Consider the following 20499-nt stretch of genomic DNA (forward strand, 5'->3'; position numbering starts at 1 on the left):
GAACATTAGGTGCTGATTAGAAGGAGTGTTTTGGATGCCGGCCTGTTATACCTTAATGGCCAGCTGAGTTGTAAAGTTCTTTATTCTTTTCAACGCTTCTGTAATAAGATCCTTTGGAATTGCAAAATTCAAGCGGATGTTATTACGCTCTCCAAATGCTGTACCGGGAACAGCTGATACATGCTGTTTTTCCAGCAGCAGATGGCAAAATGTCTCCGCATCAACGATTGTTTGATCTTCATATGTTGTTCCGATAAATCGCGAAACATTCGGAAATGCATAAAAGGCCCCATTTGGTTTGGCACAGCGGATACCCTGAATATGATTTAAACCCTCGACCAACAGATCACGTCTCTTTTTGTATTCTTCGACCAGAGACTGATCAAAACCGTTTAAAGCCGCTATGCCCGCATATTGAGAAATCGTTGACGGGCTACCTGTAGCATGGCTTTGAAAGCTGGCAATTGCTTCTGCTATATCCGCCGGGGCAGCGATATATCCAAGCCGCCATCCAGTCATTGCAAACACTTTAGAAAAACCATTCGTTAAGATAGTCCGGTCTTGTAATTCGGGAAAAAGGAACGGCAAGCTGACATGCTTGCCCTCGTACACAAACTGATCGTAGATCTCATCAGAAATAATAAAAATGTTCTTATAATCCTTTAACACATTTCCGATCTCTTTCAATTCGTCTTCAGAATAAACGGACCCTGTCGGATTATTAGGAGATGTAATAACGACAGCTTTTGTTTTAGGGGAAATCGCTGCTGCAAGCTTCTCCGGCGTCATTTTAAAATCAGTCGTTTCATCACATCTTACAATTACAGTCACTGCTCCCGACAGTTTGATTTGCTCTGGATAAGACACCCAGTAAGGGGATGGGAGAACCACTTCATCACCTTGATCACAAATTGCTTGAAAAACATTATATAACGGCTGTTTTCCCCCGGCTGATGCAATAATTTGATTCGGACTGTACTTAATTCCACGTTCATGCAACAAGTATTGTGCAATGGATGCTCTTAATTCAATCAGTCCTGTTGCCGGTGTATATCCGGTTTGGCCATTCACTATCGCTTGGATTCCTGCATGTGAAGCTTTTAATGGCGGCTGAAGATCCGGTTCACCTACACTCATATTAATCATATCTTTACCTTCTTTTATCATCATTTTCGTTTTGGCATTTAATGACATTGTAGCCGAAGGTTTGATATTCATGACTCTGTCAGATAATCTTTTATTCAATCGGAACACCTCCAGTTCTTATATATGGACATGCTAAAAAGTCAGAATAGAAAACCTTAAGTAGCCGGCTGTTTATGGATTAAACGCTCGAGCTGCTTCATCCCCGGTACGTCTTGAATATCAAATATTTCCTTGACACTCACTATGTCTTCTTCAACCTGCAAAGAAGATTTATTGTTAATAATGCTTTCGAATGTATCATTTATAGCCTTAACAGAAGCACGCAAAGCCTGATTGGCATAGATGGAAACCTTCACTCCCAATTCCTCCAACTGTTCCATTGAGAGCGTCGGATATTTAGTCGGAACCACAACCAACGGTGCATCAACATCCCAATTGTTAACAAATTCAATAATCTCATCAGGCGATTGTTCTTTTGAATGAATTAAAATCGCATCTGCTCCCGCTTGAACATATGCTTTTGCTCTTGTATAAGCTTCTTCTTGACCCAATTTAGCAATTAAAGCTTCGACACGCGCAATCAATACAAAATCGTCATTTTGCTGAGCCATCTTTGCGGCTCTAATTTTTTCGCAAAATTCTTCAGTACTGACAAGAAGCTGTTGTCTATCGTCAAATGAATTTAATTTCGGATATACTTTATCTTCAATACAAACCCCGGCAATACCGGCAGCTTCATATTTTTTGATCATGCGGGTGACATTATGAATATTCCCGTATCCAGAATCACAGTCTGCTATGACCGGCAAATTGCATGATTCATTCATAATAACGGCAGCTTCAAGAAATTCAGTCATCGTTAATATACTGGCATCAGGTACAGTTTGCACAGCAGAGATTCCCAAACCGCTTGCCCATATGGCATTAAATCCGTTTTTCTCTGCTAATTTAGCGCTTAAGCCGTCATGAGCTCCCGCTACTTTCACCAATCCTTGACTATTTAAAGCGTTCCTCAAAATAGCTGATTTTCTGTTTCTCATCATCATTCTCCCCTTCACCTATGATTATTTTTATCTTGTCAACCGCATTATGTAATGCGTCATTGACTTCTCGCTCATTTTTCCCCTTTACAATCACCCATCCTGCTCTATCGTAGCTGTTTTTGATCGGCCCGATCGTATCACCAACATTGCAATTTATATGAAAATCGACTAAATTCCCCATCCTTTTCAGCTCACCTAGTCCTTCGATCGCGCTTACAACCCCTTGATTCGTTTCTAAAAAACGAACGGCGCACACTTCATTTTGGGCAAGCTTACTTTCCGGTTGATATGGGACGCCCGCCAGTTCAGCAAAAATAGGTGTGTGCATATCACATTTCATGGCGATTTCGGTTATGGTCACTATGTTGTCTCCGCCATAGCGGGTGTGCACCTCACCTACCACAAATCCTTTATTTGTGTGATATCCCTCAATATGCAAGGGGCCAAATACGATCCCAACAGCATGAACGACTTCCATGACCAGATCCTTATAAAAGTCCTGATATTTTTTTTGACCTTGATAAGGCGATATGTGCCCCAATTCCACGAACGTTCCAGGATAAAGCTGCTTTTCGGTTACACCAAGTATTCCGACCTTGCCTTGGCAGACAACGGCTTCTATAGAAATTTCCTGTCCTTCTATAAACTCTTCAGCTAATATTGATTCCTCATCGTCATGCTTTGAACATTCTTTAAAACACGCCTCTATGTCCTCTTGTTTCTCAACTTTAATAACACCCACACTACCTTGCCGAGATCTCGGCTTTAAAATGATAGGATGTTCAGATTTGTGCCAAAAATCATATACTTCTTCCATATTCCTGCACAATTCAAAACCAGGAGAGCATAGTCCCGCCTTTTTTAAAAGCTGCCGCGTTTTATATTTATCAAGACAAGCTTGTACCACAGACGGAGGATTTCCTTTCAAATGAAAGGCTTGCTGAAGTTTAGATACATTGAATAAACCGGCTTCTTTGAAAGTAAATATGGCATCTAATGGCTCTTTGTCATGGATCTCTTTGGCGACTGAGAACAGATTCTCATCATTCGTATAATCTAAAACGATTTTTTGATCAGCTTCCTTTATTAAATGCTCATAATTTTTCAATGAAGCTTCTGTATCTCCCAATATGACGTCAAAACCAAGTTGCTTAGCCCGCTTAATGGCCCTTTCGATATGTGTTTCAGGAATCCCGACCAGGAACAGTCTCTTCCGTTCCATTGATGAAACACCTCACTTTGGATAAAGCATCTTCAGCATATGTGATCGCTTTTTCTGTATCCTCGGCTTCTGTGATGACATAAGCAATCCGGGAATCATGAAATTTTTCAGGCGGCAGGCCAACATTATCGCCCTGTTGTTTTTCTAAAACAAATTCAACGACCCCAGGCATGTCTTTGATCGATTCAACACCTTCCCACTTTTCTATCACACCCTCACGGTCTGCAATCAAAAATCGGACGCAGGCAGCTCTTCTTTTCGAAGCTACAAAGCTTATTTTTTCTCCTAATACCGCCAATAGGTTTGCGCGTGTTATATCTATACCTTTGGCTAGAGGAACCAAATGTGTAGTAATAAAGTCGCCACCTAGACGACCATTGATCTCTATAATCTTACATCCTTTTTCTGTGATCATGATCTCGGCATGAAAACCACAATGATCCAGCCCCAAAGCTTTTATCCCATCACTGGTGATATTGAACAATTCACGTTCGACATCTTCCGACAGCCTGGCGGGAAATGCATGCTGGTATTCTTCGAAATACCGATCCGTCCATTTTTCTGTAACACCTGCAAAGTGAATGACTCCATCGGAAATTACTCCCTCAATGCTGACTTCTTGTCCATTCATAAACTCTTCAACCAGATACTCGTTTTGATAAAAAGAAAACATTTTATCATTTTCTGGAATCGCAGCGTTTAACATGTCCTGATAGGCGTGATATAAATCTTCCGGCTTTTCTATTCGGAACACGCCTTTGCTTGCAGAAGCACCCACAGGCTTAATGATTAAGGGGTATTCCATCTCAACGCTGGCATGATATAATTCGTTCCAATTTGTAAACCTGTGATAATTTGGATGCGGAACTTGTGCATGGTTTAAACAATGACGCATCTTCCATTTATTCCGGGCCCGTTCCGCCGCTTCCACCGGACTGCCCTTCAGGTTAAATTCTTCGGCAGTCACCGCCACAGGCACCACATCTCTATCCCAAAATGTAATGACTCCGTCAAAAGGATTTTCTTTGGCCGCTTCCTTCAGAACAGGTATGGTCTCATCCATCTGATAAGTATTTGCGCAAATGTAATGATCAACCAACGGGTGCGACCAACCTGGAAGTTCTGGCCCAACAACAGAAACCTTTAAGCCTAAGTCTTTAGCAGTCTCAAGAGTAGAAATTTTCTTAATATAAGTAGCATTAAAAAATAAAATATGTTTGTTCATCCTTTGAGCCTCTTTCAGTATTTTTTTCTCCATTTCAAAAACCTTATCCTGAACCTGAAGCACTGAATGCAGAAGGTAAAAAATGACGCTCAACATTATTGAGGGCATCATTTTTTATCATTCTTATCTAACAAAGAACCCCTTGAAAAATTAAAAACACTATCTACTTTAAATTGTATATATTTATACTATCATACATTATTTGTAATTCAATGAATATTTTATGAATTCGATTTTATTTGACAAATGAATAGATGATGCAGGCTGGTGAAAACTAGGGATGTAACAGTTTATTCGTTTAATATGTTTTATAAAAAAAAGCTCAACTACTTATAAAAAGATTTGAGGCTTTTTTAAATTGTATATATTTATACTATCATACATTATTTGTAATTCAATGAATATTTTATGAATTCGATTTTATTTGACAAATGAATAGATGATGCAGGCTGGTGAAAACTAGGGATGTAACAGTTTATTCGTTTAATATGTTTTATAAAAAAAGCCTCAAATCTTTATAAAAAGATTTGAGGCTTTTTTCATTATTCCCACTCAATTGTCGCAGGCGGCTTGCTCGTAATGTCGTAAACCACACGGTTAATGTGCTTCACTTCATTGACGATCCGTGTCGAGATTGTCTCAAGGACATCCCAAGGAATTCTCGCCCAGTCGGATGTCATGCCGTCGATTGAGGTGACGGCGCGGATGCCGATCGTGTAGTCATAAGTTCTTGCGTCTCCCATGACGCCGACGCTGCGGATGTCAGGAAGGACCGTGAAGTATTGCCAAATATCTTTTTCAAGATCAGCTTTTGCGATTTCTTCGCGAAGAATCGCATCAGATTCACGGACGATTTCCAGTTTTTCTTCCGTTACCTCTCCCAAAACGCGGATGCCGAGACCCGGGCCTGGGAACGGCTGGCGCCAAACGATCTCATCAGGAATGCCGAGCTCTGTTCCAAGCGCGCGCACCTCATCTTTAAACAAGGTGTTCAGCGGTTCGATCAGTTGAAACTGCATGTCTTCCGGCAGTCCGCCGACATTGTGGTGCGACTTGATCGTCTGCGCCGTCGCGGTGCCGCTTTCGATGATGTCTGTGTAAAGCGTTCCCTGTGCAAGGAAATCGATCCCTTTCAGCTTGTCCGCTTCATCATCAAACACATAGATAAATTCATTGCCGATGATTTTGCGTTTTTGCTCAGGGTCTGAAACACCTTTCAGCTTGTTCAGGAAGCGGTCTTTCGCATCAACTTTAATCACGTTCATGTTGAAGCCTTCACTGAATGTTTTCATGACGCCGTCGGCTTCACCTTTGCGAAGAAGTCCGTGGTCGACGAAAATACAAGTCAGCTGATCGCCGATCGCTTTATGGATCAACACCGCAACAACGGATGAATCGACACCGCCGCTTAGCGCGCACAGCACTTGCTTGTCGCCGACTGTTTCGCGGATCTTTTGCATTTCAATTTCAATGAAGTTTTCCATTGACCATTCTCCGGCACATTCACAAACACCGAAAACGAAGTTTTTCAACAGATCATTTCCGTATTCCGAATGGCGCACTTCCGGATGGAACTGAACACCGTACCATTTCTTATCCTTCTTGCTCATCGCTGAATTCGGGCAGTGATGGCTTGTCGCATCAACAGTAAAGCCTTCTGGAACTTCGACAACTAAATCACCATGACTCATCCAGACGACTTGTTCGTTTGGAAGATCTTTGAACAGGTCTGGTTCACCTTCAATGTGAATGTTCGCTTTTCCGTATTCACGCTGACTTGCCGCCTCAACTTTTCCGCCGAGGTAATGAGTCATCAGCTGCATGCCGTAGCAGATGCCGAGAACAGGGATATCCAGGTCAAAAATCTTCTCGTCGCAGCGGAATGATCCTTCATCATAAACGCTGTTCGGCCCCCCGGACAAAATAATTCCTTTCGGATTCATTTCCTTGATTTCTTCTGCCGTCAACGTATGCGGATGAAGCTCACTGTATACACCAAACTCACGAATGCGGCGGGTAATCAGCTGATTATACTGACTTCCAAAATCCAATACAAGAATCATTTCATTTACTAATTTCGTCATGGTGTCACCTCTTTATCAAATTGTTTTTTGCACAGAAAAAATGGCGGCAGACATATGGCCGTCCTGCCCCCATTCGCGGGACTAAGGCTCGGGGCGCAGCCGAGCCTGCCAGCAAGTATATATAAGGGTTTTTAATATTCACTTATTCTAACAATAGGACAGAAAGCGGTCAAGACTATCTCCTTTTAATTAAATTTTCCCATAACTCCGCTGACTCATTCCAAAGTTCTCCTGCATTTTCCTTGCGATACAGGGCCCGTTCATAACGAAGGGTTAAAGCCGTCATATCATGATTGCCTGAGCGCTCATCCACCGCTTTCGCGAACTCGCGGAGGGTCTGCCCTTCCTGCTTGATGATGCCTTTCCGCTGCAGCTGGCGGATAAGCTCCTCATATGCTTTGAAGAAAACCGCGTCATCGCGCCGTTTTTTCAGCCTGGCGATGATGATGACCGGCATCCATTTGGAACGTGTATAGTACAAACCGGCCGCAAGTGCCAACAGGAGAAAAAGAGCGGCTGCACTGTATAAGAGAACGCTGTTATTGCCGCTGTTGGCGGCACCTGAATCGGCTTGAGCTTCTTTATGTTTTTCCTTCTGGTCGTTTTTTTGCGGGCTTTCCTGTTTTTTGGCGGTCTGCTGCTGTTCATCTGCGGCATTTTCTCGTTCTTCTTCCTTTTTTTCTGCTGCGGCGCCGCTATGGCCGTTCGACTGTTCGATGAACTGCTCAGGGTTGACAAAACCTTTCGTCGGTTCAAATGTCACCCAGCCCTGCCCTTGAAAATATACTTCGACCCAGGAGTGGGCATTATTGTTTGTCACTTCATACATATTGCGTTTCCGGTCGGCTGTCGCTCCGGCGTACTGTCCGGATGTATAGCCTTTCACCCAGCGCGCGGGTATTCCGGCCGAACGAAGGAGAACCGCCATGGCCGTTGAAAAATTGTCGCAATAGCCGATTTTCGTTTCAAATAAAAACTGATCGACATAGTCCTGATCCTTGTTCGGCACGGCAACGTCTTTTGTATCATACCTAAATTCGGAAGAACCGAGATAGTCTTCAATCGCTTTTGCTTTGTCATAGACATTATCTTGATCCTTTGTTAGCTTCCCGGCGAGATCTTTCACCCGGTCAGGAAGTGTGTCGGGAAGCTGAAGGTACTTTTCATGGCTGCTGCTCCACTCCTTCTCCGATTCGATCGTGACTTGTTTAAGCTTGTTCACATCAAAAATGGGTGCTTTATAGGTTAATGTATAGCTTTCAAGATTCTGAACATCAGCCCCCGTCTTGCCGGCCGGGACGATTTTCTCCGTGTTTTCGTTCATATGCAGCGGAACAAAAAAGTTGTTTAAGGTGATATGCGTCGTCCCGATCGGATAAAGAACATGGTTATACCGGTAAGAAGGCTCCATATCGATAACCGCTTTGTGTGTCTCTGTTTTCACATTTTTTTCAAACCATTGATAATCAAGCCTGTCCAGATCGAGCTGGATGGATGAACCCGATTTCTCATCTTCAATCCAGCCTTTCCCTGTATAATGGCTTTTCGTTTCCGCCCTGAAGTAGCTTCTTTCCGTTCCCTGCCATGTAAATACCCAGGAATCATCTTTAGAAAATGGGCCGCCCAATGCTTCATCATTTGTGCCATAGCCGACTCTGCTCTTTCCCGGCGAATCAAGACCGCCGTTTGCAGCCGTTTTGATGAATGGCACCGGGTCAGGCCATACTGGATCTGTCTTGGGTGCCACCGTCCCGATGCCCACACAGGCGGCAGTCAAAAGCAGCAGCGGGGCAAACCATTTTAAAAACACCGTTTTCGAGGTTTGCAGCCTTTCACCTTCCCTCATTCGTTCAAAATAAAGGAGTCCCAATAAAAGAAAGCCGAACAAAACGATCCGCACGATCGCCCCTGAGGCGTCAAACGGCGTAAACGTGTCGATAACCGCGATATAAACGACGGTCATCATAAAAAAGAAAAGAATTCGGCGCTGATAAATGACCCAATAATGCAGCAAATACACAAGCAGCCAAAGCAAAATGTAAAAGAGAAGCGTCCGAAACAACGGCGACATATCCCGCCACATCCCGGAGAAGATGTGGGAAAGATTCCGGCCGATGTCTTGCAGAAACAGCGTGATCCACGAAGGCGAAAATAAAGACCCGTCGTAAAAAATCCAATGAAGGGCAAACAAAATAAATCCGAGGCTGACCGGAAATCTGATAAACCATGAGACCCTGAAAAATGTAAGCGAAAAAACAAGAGCGATAAATAAAATGAAAAAGTACGTATGCCCCGTATCCGTAAAGTATTGCAAGGGACGGAGCCATTCCCAAAGCAGCATAAACGTTAATACATAAAAAAACAGCAAACCGACCCGGCTGTATTGTCTACCGGTCCTCATGGTTTTCACCTCGCTTTCGCAAAAGCACGGGAAAAGCGCCCGCCATAAATGACGCTCACTTCCGTCCCCCGCGCTCTTAAATGTTCAACAGCCGCATTCTCTTCGCGTGAGACGTCCCCTCCCTTATCCTTGACAAGAAAAACGACAGGCGGGTTGTCTTTCAATGTGTGAGCCAAAACATTTGATAATTCCACCGTGATCCGGCTTGTCACCACATATGTCACCGCATTCCTCACGTCAGGCGAGTTTAACTCGCTGTCCATGAGCGTGTGGAACGGATAAAGAGCATCGCAATCCGCTACCGCCAAATAATGAAACAGATGCTGCAAATGCTCTTCTCCGTTCCGCGCCGGAAACCGGGCTTTTTCCTTTCCGCCGGCAACAAGCCCGGTGTTCGTCCCGTCCCGCAGAGCGGCGCGAACGATGGATGCGGTCAAGCTGACGATATCCTCAAACGCGTCAGACGGAGACTGATCCAAAAAGATCAGCAGATCATGGCCTTTAGTTTGTTCAAACTCCTTTGTCATCAGCTGATTTCGCCGAGCCGACGCTTTCCAGTCCACCCAGGCAAAACGATCACCGGGCTGGTATTCCCTGACGCCTGACGCCAATGTACTGTTCTTCCGCCGCAGGTCTGAGGCATACCCCGATTGATCATCAAACTTCCCCGACCTCGCATGAAATGCAATGTCTTGATATGAGGGCAAAACAAAGAAAGACGTTTCCACCTGTAGGGAAATTTCCTTTTCCACAAGTCCGAGCGGATCGCCTGTGCGGATCCTGATCTCTTTTAAGCGGTGATCTCCCCTCGGCACCGAATCTATTGTATAAGCCATTTTGATTTCCTTTTTGAACCAGGGAAAAAGAAATTGCTTCGCTCCGGCGGGATTTCCGTTTTTCAAAAGCGAATCAGAGAGACAGTCTTCCACGATCATAAACATGAGCGGAAACGGAACTTTTCGTTTTAAAGTGATGACGGGATTCAGCCGCTCTCCGGCTCTCAAATGCTCCCCGCTGATCTTTCGCACCGCCGTTATGCTGGACAGCGGGTAAATAGCAAACAGGAAAGCATACAACATAAAGGGGAGAAAAGCGAAAAACAAAAACCAGCTGACAAATCCCCCTTGAAACATGGCATAGCTGAACGCCGCCAGGGACAGAAGAAATAAAACAAACAGCTTCCACCCGTATTTCAACAGACCGATACGCTCTCTCATTATTTGTTCATCGGCCTTCCAACAGGAACTTCCGTTTTCGACATAATCTCCTGAAGAACCGTTTCAGGGCGCTTCCCTTCGAACTTAGCCTCCGGCCGCAAAATCATTCTGTGCTGGAGGGTAAAAGGCGCCAGGAATTGAATATCATCAGGAATACAATAGTCGCGACCGTGCAAAAATGCATACGCCTGTCCGGCTTTCATCAGTGCAATCGATCCGCGCGGACTGACACCTAAATATACGGAAGGGTGGTTCCTCGTTTTTTGCGTTATTTCAACAATGTACTCTTTAATTGAGGCGTCCACATAAACCATTTCCGCCTCTTTTTGAAAAGCCGCGAGCTCCTCCTTTTCGATGACAGGCTCAATCTCTTCAAGCGGACGGCGGTTCTCTTGAAGGTCGAGGACCTGCAGCTCTTCACGGATGGTCGGATAGCCCATGCGCAGCTTAAATAAAAAGCGGTCAAGCTGTGCTTCAGGCAGCGGATATGTCCCTTCATATTCAACAGGATTTTGCGTCGCCATCACAAAAAAAGGCTTTGCAAGCGGCATTGTCACACCATCAACCGTCACACTGCCTTCTTCCATCGCTTCAAGGAGAGCCGATTGGGTTTTCGGCGAAGTCCGGTTGATTTCATCTGCCAGCACGATATCCCCCATGATCGGGCCTGAACGATACTCAAATTCCAATGTTTTCGGATTGTAAATGGAAACACCTGTTACATCCGAAGGCAATAAATCAGGTGTAAATTGGATTCTCTTGAATTCCGCACCGACTGATTTAGCCAGCGCCCGGACCATCATGGTTTTGCCGACGCCGGGTACATCTTCCAAAAGGACATGACCGTTGGCCAAAATGGCGGTCAGGCTCAAAACGGCTATATCTTTCTTTCCTACTATTACTTTATCTATATTATCGGCTACTTTTCCCAAAACAGGGTGCAGCGCTTCTTGATAAGCCATCCTCTTCCTCCTCATGCTGACGATTCGAATTGATTTAACTTTACCATAAACGATGTTTCAGCAGAAGACAACAAACCGATGAAAAAGTCTTTTTTTGCAAATCGAAAAAAATAGCCTTTCCCTGCTGGAAAAGGCTATTTTTCCTCAAAAGGCTCTATATGAACATGGGAATGAACGATCGAATGTTCTTCCTGCATCCTTCTTTCAATCTCATCAGCGATATCGTGACTTTCGGAAATATTCAGGTCCGACCTGACCTCGACAATGATCTCTACGTGGACGGCGCTTCCTAAATACCGCGCTTTTACATCCTTGATCCGGCCGACTCCCGGCACCTGTTGAATCGTTTCTTTATACATCGAAATATTTTTGATGTCAAAGCCGTCCGTCAAGGAATGGGCGGCATCCCTAAAAATGTCCCAGGCGGTTTTGCAGATCAATAAACCGATGATAAAGGCCGCCGCGGTATCGACCCAGGCGAGATTAAACTGCGAGGCAAAAATCCCCGCAAATGTTCCGATGCTGACAAAAGCGTCTGATTTATTATCAGCTGCCGCCGCATAAAGGGCCTGGCTGTTGACCTTCTGAGCCAGCCTTTTGTTATAAATGAACACGAGAAACATGATGATTGCACTTCCGGCCGCCGTCCAAGCCGCGATCATATCAGGCGTTGTTTCCCGAGGATGAAACAAGGTCTCACCTGAGCTGTACAACACTTGAAGACCGACAACCATCATGATAAAAGATGCAACGAGCGAGGCGATTGTTTCAGCGCGAAAATGTCCGTACGGATGGTCCTCATCAGGCGGCTTTTGTGAAATCCTGAGGCCGATCAGCACCGCTAAAGAAGCGATAATATCCGTCGTATTGTTAAGCCCGTCAGCTTTTAAAGCCTCTGAATGAAAGGCGTAGCCGATGAAAAGCTTCACAGCCGACAGCAAAAGGTAAGCGATGATGCTGACCCATGCCCCGGTTTCTCCTTTTTTCAATTCATCATACCGTTCCATAAAAAGCTTCCTTTCCCATCCGTGTTTTCGCCTTTAATCATACAAAGCCAAACTTGAGTGAGTCTATAGAAACATGATTCACTTCTTGCAGAAATATAGTCGGCATAGAACTTTTTTTAATGAGAGAAACAAATTTCAATGGAGCCAAACCCCCAATAAACCCGTTCCCGGCAAGGCTTTCCATAAATCGTCTGTTCCGTCCACAGCCGCCAAACCGAGCTGCAGCTCTTTTATTCTGAATATTTTTTCTTTGAAAAATCAAAACCTTGCAAAGTCTGCAAGGTTTTTCAGCACCTCCTTCTCCCAAGAAAAACCGGATACCGATTCAACACGATGATGCATGGAATCATGATGACCAGCGTCGCGATTGAATAAATCCCGCTCCATAAAAGCGAGCCGTATGTCTCATCAAGCGAAAAATCAAGCAAATAGTATATGACGGCTTTCAATATTCGAATCACCGGATAATGGAGAACAAGAATGATCAGCGAGTTTTTGCCGAGAAATCGAAGAAGCCTTACATTTTCCAAGTGAAAGCTCGTAAAAATGACACCGGCCGTACCCGAAAATGCCGTGATGTAAAAGATCGCCATATCACCGTATTCATTAGCTCTCATATCAACTCTGACATTCCAGCTTTGCAGATAGGCGACCACCGCGAAAAACAGAAATGAAAGCAGCAGTGTTCTTCGATTTCTCATTTTCAGCTCCCTCAAGCGTTTCCTCAGAAGAAAACCGGCCGAGTAGAAAACGATTGCGGTCAAGGCCACCTCGATATTCCACAGCAGTTTGATGTCGAGATACTGGTAATTATAATAACCCAAAGCGGCGGACAACATGACGAAACAGACGATAAAACGGTCGTTCAGCCATTTTTTCATACAGAAAAAAAGAAGTTCGACAACAAACAGGCATGTCAAAAACCACAGCGCCGGATTGTGTGTCAGCATGTAGTGATCGGGTATCGAATAAAAGATTCCTTTAAAAGGAATGATCGGATCGACATCAGAACTTCCGCTGAACTTGAAATGCCTCTCGATTAAAAACCAGAATGAATAAGCGAGGACGGAAAAGATGAAGTAAGGCAAAAGAAGCGTCTTCATTTTCTTATACAGAAAAGACTTAAAAGTCAGATTCGCATCATGATATACGACCCCGGACAAAAAGAAAAACAGCGGCATATGAAAAGCGAAAATGAACGTTTTCAGCCAATCCGTCGTCGGTGTATGACCCAACACGACGAGAATAATTCCCAAACCTTTCGACGCGTCAATCCAATCTATTCTTTTCTGCATCAAGACATCTCCTTTCAGACCGATTCGCTCCCTAAAAGTAAGGGTTCACGCATAACATACCATCATGAAATACGTCAGCTCCACTCTCATCCCCCGCAAAACCGATTTCAAGGCAATATTTAATCGTTTGGAAATATTCTGTTCATACTTTTGTAATCATCCGCCTTTTTTAGAGCATATTCGACCCGGAACTTAAAGTGAAAAGAAGGGGCAGCAGCCGCTGGGAAATAAACGGCTTTTAGCCCGCCCTTTTCCTCTCTCGGCAGGAACCTATCCACACACACCGTCTTATAATGTACTGATGCATTTATCAGAACTTAAGAGGACAGGTGAAACATGAAGCTTGAAAAATTCGTTGACAGTCTGCCGATTCCAAAAGTGATCAAACCTCATACAAAAAGCAAGACCAAAACGTATTATGAAGTGAAGATGGAAGAGTTTCACCAGCAGCTTCACCGCGATCTGCCGCCGACCCGGCTTTACGGATATAACGCAAGCTACCCCGGACCTACATTTGAAGTGAATAAAAATGAAAGGGTCGAAGTCAAGTGGCTGAACAACCTTCCAGATCATCATTTTCTCCCGGTCGATCATACGATTCATGAGGATGTCCGCCACGGACCTGAGATGAAGACCGTCGTTCACTTGCACGGAGGGAATACTCCGGCTGACAGCGACGGCTATCCCGAAGCCTGGTTTACGAGAGGCTTTAAAGAAACAGGGCCGTTTTTCAAAAGGGAGGTATATGAATATCCCAATCATCAGGATGCCGCCGCACTCTGGTATCACGACCATGCGATGGCGCTGACGAGGCTGAATGTATACGCCGGTCTGGTCGGGCTTTATTTCATTCGCGACCGGGAAGAACGGTCATTAAACCTGCCGAAAGGAGAATACGAAATCCCCCTGTTGATACAGGACAAATCGTTTCATGAAGATGGCTCATTGTTTTATCCGCGCCAGCCAGACAACCCTTCTCCCGAACTTCCGGATCCGTCTATTGTTCCCGCTTTTTGCGGAGATACCATTTTAGTCAACGGAAAAGTGTGGCCATATGCGGAAGTCGAACCGCGAAAATACCGGTTCCGCATTCTGAATGCTTCCAACACCAGATTCTATGAACTATATTTCGACTCCGACGATGTCTTCCATCAAATCGGAACGGACGGCGGCCTGCTCCAGCATCCGGTAAAAGTTCAGTCTTTGACGATTGCGCCTGCTGAACGGTTTGACATCATCGTCGACTTTTCGAATGCTGAAGGAAAAACCATCACCTTGAAAAACCGGATCGGCTGCGGCGGACAAGACGCTGATCCGGAAACCGATGCAGACATTATGCAATTCCGCGTCACAAAACCGCTGAAGCACAAAGATACGTCTTCAATTCCAAAAATGCTGAGAAAACGGCCTTATGTGAGAAGTCATAAAGTGGATACCATCAGGACACTGTCATTGGGAGCTTCCCTGGACCAATACGGAAGACCGGTTCTTCTTTTAAATAACACAAAGTGGCATGAGCCAGTGACAGAAACGCCTGCTCTCGGCAGCACCGAGATCTGGTCGATCGTGAATGCAGGAAGAGCTATACACCCGATCCATTTGCATCTCATTCAATTTTTGATCCTTGATCACCGGCCGTTTGACACAGCCCGCTATCAGGAAAACAAAGAGCTCATTTTTACAGGCCCCGCCGTGGCCCCGGCACCGAACGAAAAAGGCCTCAAGGATACCGTAAAGGTCCCGCCCGGAACCGTTACCCGCATCATCGCCACCTTCAGCCCCTACAGCGGCCGATATGTATGGCACTGTCACATATTGGAGCATGAAGATTATGATATGATGCGGCCGCTTGAAGTCCAAGACCCGCGGCAACAACGATAAAGCCTCCCCATCAGGAGGCTTTTTAAAAAAGCACAAATCATCAAAAAAATCCACACGTAATCTTGTACAATAAAAGTAATCAAATGGTAAAGGCTGTGTATGACGATGGACTATTATGAACGAATTCAAAAAGCGGTTTATTTTATCGAAGAAAATCTTCAAGAGGAATTAAACATCATAGATATTGCGGCAAAATCGTATTTTTCCCCATTTCATTTTCAAAGGCTTTTCCAGGCGATTTCCGGCTTCTCTGTCAAAGAGTACATCCGCAACCGGCGGCTGTCTGAGGCCGCTGTGTCGCTCTTGGAAACGGACAGGCCCATCCTCGACATCGCGATGGATTTCCAATACGGATCACAGGAAGCATTCAGCCGGGCGTTCTCTCATTATTTCGGGATCACTCCAGCCAAATACCGCAAGGCAAAGGTCAAGCTGGACCATCAAGCGAAAATGAACTTTCTCGACTACAAAAACAAAATGAATGGAGAGCTGATCATGACCAAACCAAAGATCATGCATCTGGACGAGATCCATATCATCGGATATGAATATCGGACAAACTTAAACAATGAAACATATTTCGAAGAGATTCCGGGATTTTACTTTGATTTCGGACAAAATGAATATTATTTAAAGATCCAGAATAAAGCTGCTCCAAGTATGTCATATGGGATTTCATGCAACTTTCAAGATGAAGGGGAATTCTCTTTTATCATTGGAGAAGCCGTTCACGCCCCGGCGGAAGAAGTCCCGGAGCCACTGGTTTATTTTAAAATTCCTGAAGGTAAATACGCCATTTTTGATGTGAAGGGGCCGTCGGCATCGGTTCAAAACACACGCAGATTCATTTATGGGACATGGCTGCCGAATTCGAATTATGAAAGAAAAGAAGGACCTGATTTTGAAGTGACTGATGTTTGCCAATCTTCCTATCCGGATGATATGAGAATGAAAGTCTACATTCCCATTCGTTAAAGGCCTGGAACCAATGGTTCCAGGCTCTGTTTTTTTATATTGCTTTCAGCGCTTCAGCGACAGGCGTGTCTCCTGAAGTCAGATCAAAGGAACGGCGGTATGTATGCTCTTCAGTGAGCGCCGCTGCAATGGTTTTGGCGACATCTTCACGAGGAATCGCGACGCGATCAAGGTTTTCAGCGGCTTTCACCTTGCCTGTGCCAGGTTCATTTAGGAGGCCTCCCGGGCGGATGATCGTATACGTTAAATCGCTGTCTTCAAGAATTCGATCCGCATAATGCTTCGCAACATAATACGGTTTGAGCGCTTCGTTCCAATTTTCCCGATGGTGAGCCTGCAAAGTGCTGACCATGATAAACCGTTTGATTCCCGCTTTTTCAGCGGCTTCAATCGTTTTGACAGCTCCGTCAAGGTCAATCAGCAGTGTTTTGTCAGCGCCGGTTTTTCCGCCTGAACCGGCTGTAAAGACAATCGCGTCACATCCTTTTGCAGCTTGTGCAATATGATCCACTGTCCCCTCTAAATCGGCAAGAACGGCTTCTGTTCCAGATTGTTTCAGCTCTTCAGCCTGTTCCTGATTTCTAACCATCGCTCTGACTTGATGCACGCCGTCTTCATTCAATATACTGATCAGAAGGCGGCCAATTTGTCCATTTGCACCGACAATCAACACTTTCATCTGAATATGCTCCTTTCCATTCGGTTCTCCTTCCATTATTTCATTGTGGGACAACTTCTTCAAACGGCCTGCTCATATGGAAGTTTTAAGCAAATCAAAAAGACCTCCCACTTATCATGAGAAGTCTTTTCCCGTCCTATTCTATCCCGCCGATTTCATTAAAAGGAAAATAGCGGAATTCAACCTTGCCGACAACGGAGTCATGTGAGATAAATCCGAAAAACCGGCTGTCCCTGCTGTTTTGGCGATTATCCCCCATCACAAAAAAGTGATCTTTCGGGACTTTCTCTTTCCCCGTTAATTCTTTTAGTGTGAAGTTGTTTGTTAAATGTTCATGAACCGTCAGCTTTTGCTTATTTTCCTTTAAATACGGCTCATTATAAGCTTTTCCATTGACATAAAGAACATCGTCCTTCATTTCGACCGTATCCCCCGGGAGGCCGATCACCCGTTTGACATAGTTTTCGTCAGCATCAGGGGCATGAAAGATGATTTTGTCAAAACGCTTGATATCGCTGATTTTGCTGACCATGACCATGTTTCCATCCTGTAAAGTCGGATACATCGAATCCCCCAGGACGGTGGATGGTGTGAACAAAAAATATCGGCAAATGAAAACGATGATTCCGGCAATGACAAGGGTTTTCACCCAAGATAATATCTCTTTTTTTCTGCTGTTTTTCATAAAAATTTCTCCTTTGTTTCTGATTCATCTCGGCTTCTTTCATATCATATCAAGCCGTCCGCCCAACATTTAAGACAACATTCGGGAAAAACGAATCTATATTTATATGAATTAGCGATTTTTACTAAAAATCCTCTATTCCAAGGATGATAAATCATGTCTTTCACGAGCTTCAAGAGCAAACCATTATAAATGCACAGGCAAAATCATCCCGCCTATAATACATTATCATATCCTAAATAAAAGGCGGTGACCTGAGCAAAATGTCCGGTTATGAAGATTACTATGACAATTACGATCCATACAGCCCAGAACGGCAAAGTGAGAGAAAGGCCCTAGCTGAAGGGCGCACCCCAAAACGAACCCATCATTCCGATCCCGATCCAGGTGATGATGATTCTCGCTTTAAATGCAGGCCCAGAAAGTGTCATTCAGATGATGACGACCGTTTCAAATGCCGCAGAAAGAAGTGCTGACAGCTGATTGTAAAAGCCGATCCTTTACATGATGATCGTGAATGAAAAATTTATGTTCAGTTGCCGTCCTCATTTGGAACATTCATCCAACAGGTGAATATCATACATCTAAAAGGGGATGAAAACATGGATCTTCCAAAAGGTGCAGTGACCTCTATGCCCCATCACCATCAAAGGTCTTTGCACGAACTTTGCCGCAAATATATGCACTATCATGTCGTTTTGCGAATGAAGGACGGCCGTTTGATCCACGGCATTCTTGAAGGGAGCAATTCTCAGGCAGCATCTGTTCTTGTGCCTGAAGACGTGCTCGAAGAAAAACAGGTCTATGGCAGCACGGGGTTTCCGCGGCGAAAACGGTTCCGACGGTTTAACAGAAAGATTTTTCCGTTTGTGATGCTGACGGCATTATACCCCTTCCCTTATGATGAAATATCAATATATCCGAATGCTGCGGCCGGAAGCTTTTCACACCCGTGACGCTCTCCGGCAGAAAAACGGCTTCGGATGCGGGCTGCTTTGGGACAAGCACGGCAGCCGTAACCATGACAAAAAACAGCCAGGCAGAGGCTGTCTAAAAAGTTCTCCCCGGCTGTTGTCCGCTGTTAATCCAAAACGGTAAAGCCGTTGATAATTCCATTTGGTTTCTCCCATTCTTTTCTCACTTCTTTTGTTTTGAGATGATAGGAGTAAATCGTTCTGACTTTAGCTTCACTGCCCGTTTCATCTTCCAGCAGCTTCGCATCTTTTGCCTCAGCAAGAAAATAGATTTTTTCCCCGTCCTTTGAGAATTGCGGCTGAGCTGACTCGATCAGTTTGAACGCCTGCTGATCGGAAATGACGGCTTGATATTTTCCGGTTTTCACATCCAGCGCATCAATCGCCGCCTTTTCGCCGTCAGCATCTGATTCCGTGAAAATGATCGTCTTTCCTTCAGGAGATATCGCGATGTCATTGATAAATTTTGCGGCCGTTTTGACGGTGTGATTCCCTTTTTCATCCCCAAGAGAAATACGCATATTCGTCGGCTCGGGAGAAACCCCTTTGCTATTCGCTTCATCGGTTTTTTGATAGTCCTCTTCGACAGAATAATGAAGCAGAACGAACCGGCCGTTTTGTTGATTGTATTGATAATAGCTGACGCTTTCATCCTTGTTGTCCGGCTTCGGATAAAGAACGGCAAATTTCCCTTTTTTCACATCAAATGAGGCGAGATGAAAATTTCTTTCCGACGGAAGATTGTAGCGCATATACAGCTTTGAGCCATCAGGGGACAAGCTCAGCCCGTCGACATACTCATCGCCTCTGTGCAGTGTTGTTTTTTTTCCCGATTTCAAGTCAAGCCTGATCAAGCGGCGCATATTGCTGTCTTTTGCGTTTGTGAAATAAAGCATTTGATTTTTCCGATCAAGCGCCATCGCCGGATAGTCGGTCATCTTTTCCTGATAGAGCTTCCTCTGATTTTCATAATAGGAAGTCACAAGCTTTTCATCTGTAAAGGAAACGAGCAGGTTTGAACCGGTGCCTGCCGTTTTCTGCTCCGCTTTTTTCGGAGAGGAAAAATAGACGGCAGCGTAAGCTCCCGCAGCTAAGGCGATCACTGCCACTAGAATGATTGCGATTTTTTTCATCGTCTGCCTCCGCAAATGGAAAGAAGCAAGAAAACAAGTTTTCTTGCTCCGCTTTTATTTTTTATAGGTGTAATGTCCTTTGACTTTGCCTTTGCTTGTCGGATATCCTAAAGCCCTGAAAGCCTTCGGGCTTACATCCAAGACGGCTCCCGGCATTCTGCCGACATCGTATTTATATACAGTGATTACTTTTTTTGGTTTCGCTTTTGAGTAGGCTCTTATTTTCGTGCCTTTTCTCGGAACATCAAAGCCGATTTTTGTGGCACAGTCCCAATGGCCGAGCCTTTTGCCGTCAGCGCCGATTTTCCCCACTCCATTGTACCAAGTGATATATCCGCTGACTTTCTTTGTTTTAGCGCTTGCCTCACCGGTAAAATTGAATGCCAAAATGAAGCTTGCAGCTAAAACGAAAACAGAAAACACGATCTTCTTCATAAAAAATATCCTCCGTAACTGGGATTTTTTTCTGACATTCAGATTATACCTTTTTTCATAGAAATGGGATTTTACAGTTTGTTTACGTTTAAAATGCAAATATTACGCATTGATCCTATGGAAAATAATCCAATT

Annotated in this window: 17 protein-coding genes; 3 read left to right on the plus strand and 14 right to left on the minus strand. The window is 44.5% G+C overall.

Annotated features, from left to right (window positions below; all coding sequences use genetic code 11):
* Positions 1 to 45 precede the first annotated feature (45 nt).
* The 10 genes from M654_RS20105 to M654_RS20150 form a co-directional block, all read right to left on the minus strand.
* Complete coding sequence (locus M654_RS20105; RefSeq protein ID WP_236251156.1) at positions 46 to 1254, minus strand: pyridoxal phosphate-dependent aminotransferase; 1209 nt, start codon at positions 1252 to 1254, stop codon at positions 46 to 48.
* A 47-nt stretch (positions 1255 to 1301) separates the two neighbouring features.
* Complete coding sequence (locus M654_RS20110; protein WP_236251157.1) at positions 1302 to 2186, minus strand: isocitrate lyase/phosphoenolpyruvate mutase family protein; 885 nt, start codon at positions 2184 to 2186, stop codon at positions 1302 to 1304.
* Positions 2143 to 3411: an ATP-grasp domain-containing protein gene (locus M654_RS20115; protein WP_081692888.1), complete on the minus strand. Its 1269-nt coding sequence runs from the start codon at positions 3409 to 3411 to the stop codon at positions 2143 to 2145. Before M654_RS20115 ends, M654_RS20110 begins: the two co-directional genes overlap by 44 nt.
* Positions 3374 to 4636 carry an ATP-grasp domain-containing protein gene (locus tag M654_RS20120; protein WP_026589704.1) on the minus strand — a complete coding sequence of 421 codons (1263 nt, stop codon included), beginning with the start codon at positions 4634 to 4636 and terminating at the stop codon, positions 3374 to 3376. Before M654_RS20120 ends, M654_RS20115 begins: the two co-directional genes overlap by 38 nt.
* A 542-nt stretch (positions 4637 to 5178) precedes the next feature.
* Positions 5179 to 6720 (minus strand): glutamine-hydrolyzing GMP synthase, encoded by a 1542-nt coding sequence (gene guaA, locus M654_RS20125; RefSeq protein WP_026589705.1) that lies wholly within the window; start codon positions 6718 to 6720, stop codon positions 5179 to 5181.
* 175 nt (positions 6721 to 6895) lie between these two features.
* On the minus strand, positions 6896 to 9121 hold the full coding sequence (locus M654_RS20130) for a DUF4129 domain-containing transglutaminase family protein (protein ID WP_026589706.1): 2226 nt from the start codon (positions 9119 to 9121) through the stop codon (positions 6896 to 6898).
* Positions 9122 to 9126: 5 nt separating this feature from the next.
* On the minus strand, positions 9127 to 10338 hold the full coding sequence (locus M654_RS20135; RefSeq protein WP_026589707.1) for a DUF58 domain-containing protein: 1212 nt from the start codon (positions 10336 to 10338) through the stop codon (positions 9127 to 9129).
* Entirely contained in the window at positions 10338 to 11300 is a 963-nt protein-coding gene (locus M654_RS20140) for an AAA family ATPase (RefSeq protein WP_026589708.1), read from the minus strand. Before M654_RS20140 ends, M654_RS20135 begins: the two co-directional genes overlap by 1 nt.
* Before the next feature lie 134 nt (positions 11301 to 11434).
* The gene (locus M654_RS20145; RefSeq protein ID WP_026589709.1) at positions 11435 to 12307 is read right to left on the minus strand and encodes a cation diffusion facilitator family transporter; all 873 of its coding nucleotides are present in this window, start codon (positions 12305 to 12307) and stop codon (positions 11435 to 11437) included.
* Positions 12308 to 12594: 287 nt separating this feature from the next.
* The gene (locus tag M654_RS20150; RefSeq protein WP_035428799.1) at positions 12595 to 13602 is read right to left on the minus strand and encodes an acyltransferase family protein; all 1008 of its coding nucleotides are present in this window, start codon (positions 13600 to 13602) and stop codon (positions 12595 to 12597) included.
* A gap of 336 nt (positions 13603 to 13938) precedes the next feature.
* On the opposite strand from M654_RS20150, the gene M654_RS20155 reads away from it, so the two are divergent.
* A complete protein-coding gene (locus M654_RS20155; protein ID WP_026589712.1) occupies positions 13939 to 15483 on the plus strand; it encodes a multicopper oxidase family protein in 1545 nt (514 codons plus the stop codon).
* A 105-nt stretch (positions 15484 to 15588) separates the two neighbouring features.
* Positions 15589 to 16458, plus strand: a complete 870-nt coding sequence (locus M654_RS20160; RefSeq protein WP_026589713.1) for an effector binding domain-containing protein — start codon at positions 15589 to 15591, stop codon at positions 16456 to 16458.
* 34 nt (positions 16459 to 16492) lie between these two features.
* Here M654_RS20160 and M654_RS20165 read toward each other — a convergent pair whose 3' ends face one another.
* Both M654_RS20165 and lepB read right to left on the minus strand, forming a co-directional pair.
* Positions 16493 to 17137, minus strand: a complete 645-nt coding sequence (locus M654_RS20165; protein ID WP_026589714.1) for an SDR family oxidoreductase — start codon at positions 17135 to 17137, stop codon at positions 16493 to 16495.
* Between the two features lie 136 nt (positions 17138 to 17273).
* Positions 17274 to 17822, minus strand: coding sequence for a signal peptidase I (gene lepB / locus M654_RS20170; RefSeq protein WP_026589715.1), 549 nt, complete (start codon positions 17820 to 17822; stop codon positions 17274 to 17276).
* A 602-nt stretch (positions 17823 to 18424) separates the two neighbouring features.
* Here lepB and M654_RS20175 point away from each other — a divergent pair.
* Positions 18425 to 18778, plus strand: a complete 354-nt coding sequence (locus M654_RS20175) for a hypothetical protein (protein WP_051290492.1) — start codon at positions 18425 to 18427, stop codon at positions 18776 to 18778.
* Positions 18779 to 18903: 125 nt separating this feature from the next.
* On the opposite strand, the gene M654_RS20180 is transcribed toward M654_RS20175, so the two are convergent.
* Together M654_RS20180 and M654_RS20185 are read right to left on the minus strand one after the other, a co-directional pair.
* Positions 18904 to 19929 carry a TolB-like translocation protein gene (locus tag M654_RS20180; RefSeq protein WP_026589716.1) on the minus strand — a complete coding sequence of 342 codons (1026 nt, stop codon included), beginning with the start codon at positions 19927 to 19929 and terminating at the stop codon, positions 18904 to 18906.
* 54 nt (positions 19930 to 19983) lie between these two features.
* A complete protein-coding gene (locus tag M654_RS20185) occupies positions 19984 to 20364 on the minus strand; it encodes an RlpA-like double-psi beta-barrel domain-containing protein (protein ID WP_026589717.1) in 381 nt (126 codons plus the stop codon).
* Positions 20365 to 20499: the final 135 nt, after the last annotated feature.

Source organism: Bacillus sp. NSP9.1 (assembly GCF_000465465.2).
GTDB classification, from domain to species: Bacteria; Bacillota; Bacilli; order Bacillales; family Bacillaceae; genus Bacillus; species Bacillus sonorensis_A.

What these genes read in the sequence shown, in the direction of transcription:
- M654_RS20110 (WP_236251157.1), bottom strand. Translation starts at nt 2,186, where the DNA reads ATGAGAAACAGAAAATCAGCTATTTTGAGGAACGCTTTAAATAGTCAA.
- M654_RS20115 (WP_081692888.1), bottom strand. Translation starts at nt 3,411, where the DNA reads ATGGAACGGAAGAGACTGTTCCTGGTCGGGATTCCTGAAACACATATC.
- M654_RS20120 (WP_026589704.1), bottom strand. Translation starts at nt 4,636, where the DNA reads ATGAACAAACATATTTTATTTTTTAATGCTACTTATATTAAGAAAATT.
- guaA (WP_026589705.1), bottom strand. Translation starts at nt 6,720, where the DNA reads ATGACGAAATTAGTAAATGAAATGATTCTTGTATTGGATTTTGGAAGT.
- M654_RS20130 (WP_026589706.1), bottom strand. Translation starts at nt 9,121, where the DNA reads ATGAGGACCGGTAGACAATACAGCCGGGTCGGTTTGCTGTTTTTTTAT.
- M654_RS20135 (WP_026589707.1), bottom strand. Translation starts at nt 10,338, where the DNA reads ATGAGAGAGCGTATCGGTCTGTTGAAATACGGGTGGAAGCTGTTTGTT.
- M654_RS20140 (WP_026589708.1), bottom strand. Translation starts at nt 11,300, where the DNA reads ATGGCTTATCAAGAAGCGCTGCACCCTGTTTTGGGAAAAGTAGCCGAT.
- M654_RS20145 (WP_026589709.1), bottom strand. Translation starts at nt 12,307, where the DNA reads ATGGAACGGTATGATGAATTGAAAAAAGGAGAAACCGGGGCATGGGTC.
- M654_RS20150 (WP_035428799.1), bottom strand. Translation starts at nt 13,602, where the DNA reads ATGCAGAAAAGAATAGATTGGATTGACGCGTCGAAAGGTTTGGGAATT.
- M654_RS20155 (WP_026589712.1), top strand. Translation starts at nt 13,939, where the DNA reads ATGAAGCTTGAAAAATTCGTTGACAGTCTGCCGATTCCAAAAGTGATC.
- M654_RS20160 (WP_026589713.1), top strand. Translation starts at nt 15,589, where the DNA reads ATGGACTATTATGAACGAATTCAAAAAGCGGTTTATTTTATCGAAGAA.
- M654_RS20165 (WP_026589714.1), bottom strand. Translation starts at nt 17,137, where the DNA reads ATGAAAGTGTTGATTGTCGGTGCAAATGGACAAATTGGCCGCCTTCTG.
- lepB (WP_026589715.1), bottom strand. Translation starts at nt 17,822, where the DNA reads ATGAAAAACAGCAGAAAAAAAGAGATATTATCTTGGGTGAAAACCCTT.
- M654_RS20175 (WP_051290492.1), top strand. Translation starts at nt 18,425, where the DNA reads ATGGATCTTCCAAAAGGTGCAGTGACCTCTATGCCCCATCACCATCAA.
- M654_RS20180 (WP_026589716.1), bottom strand. Translation starts at nt 19,929, where the DNA reads ATGAAAAAAATCGCAATCATTCTAGTGGCAGTGATCGCCTTAGCTGCG.
- M654_RS20185 (WP_026589717.1), bottom strand. Translation starts at nt 20,364, where the DNA reads ATGAAGAAGATCGTGTTTTCTGTTTTCGTTTTAGCTGCAAGCTTCATT.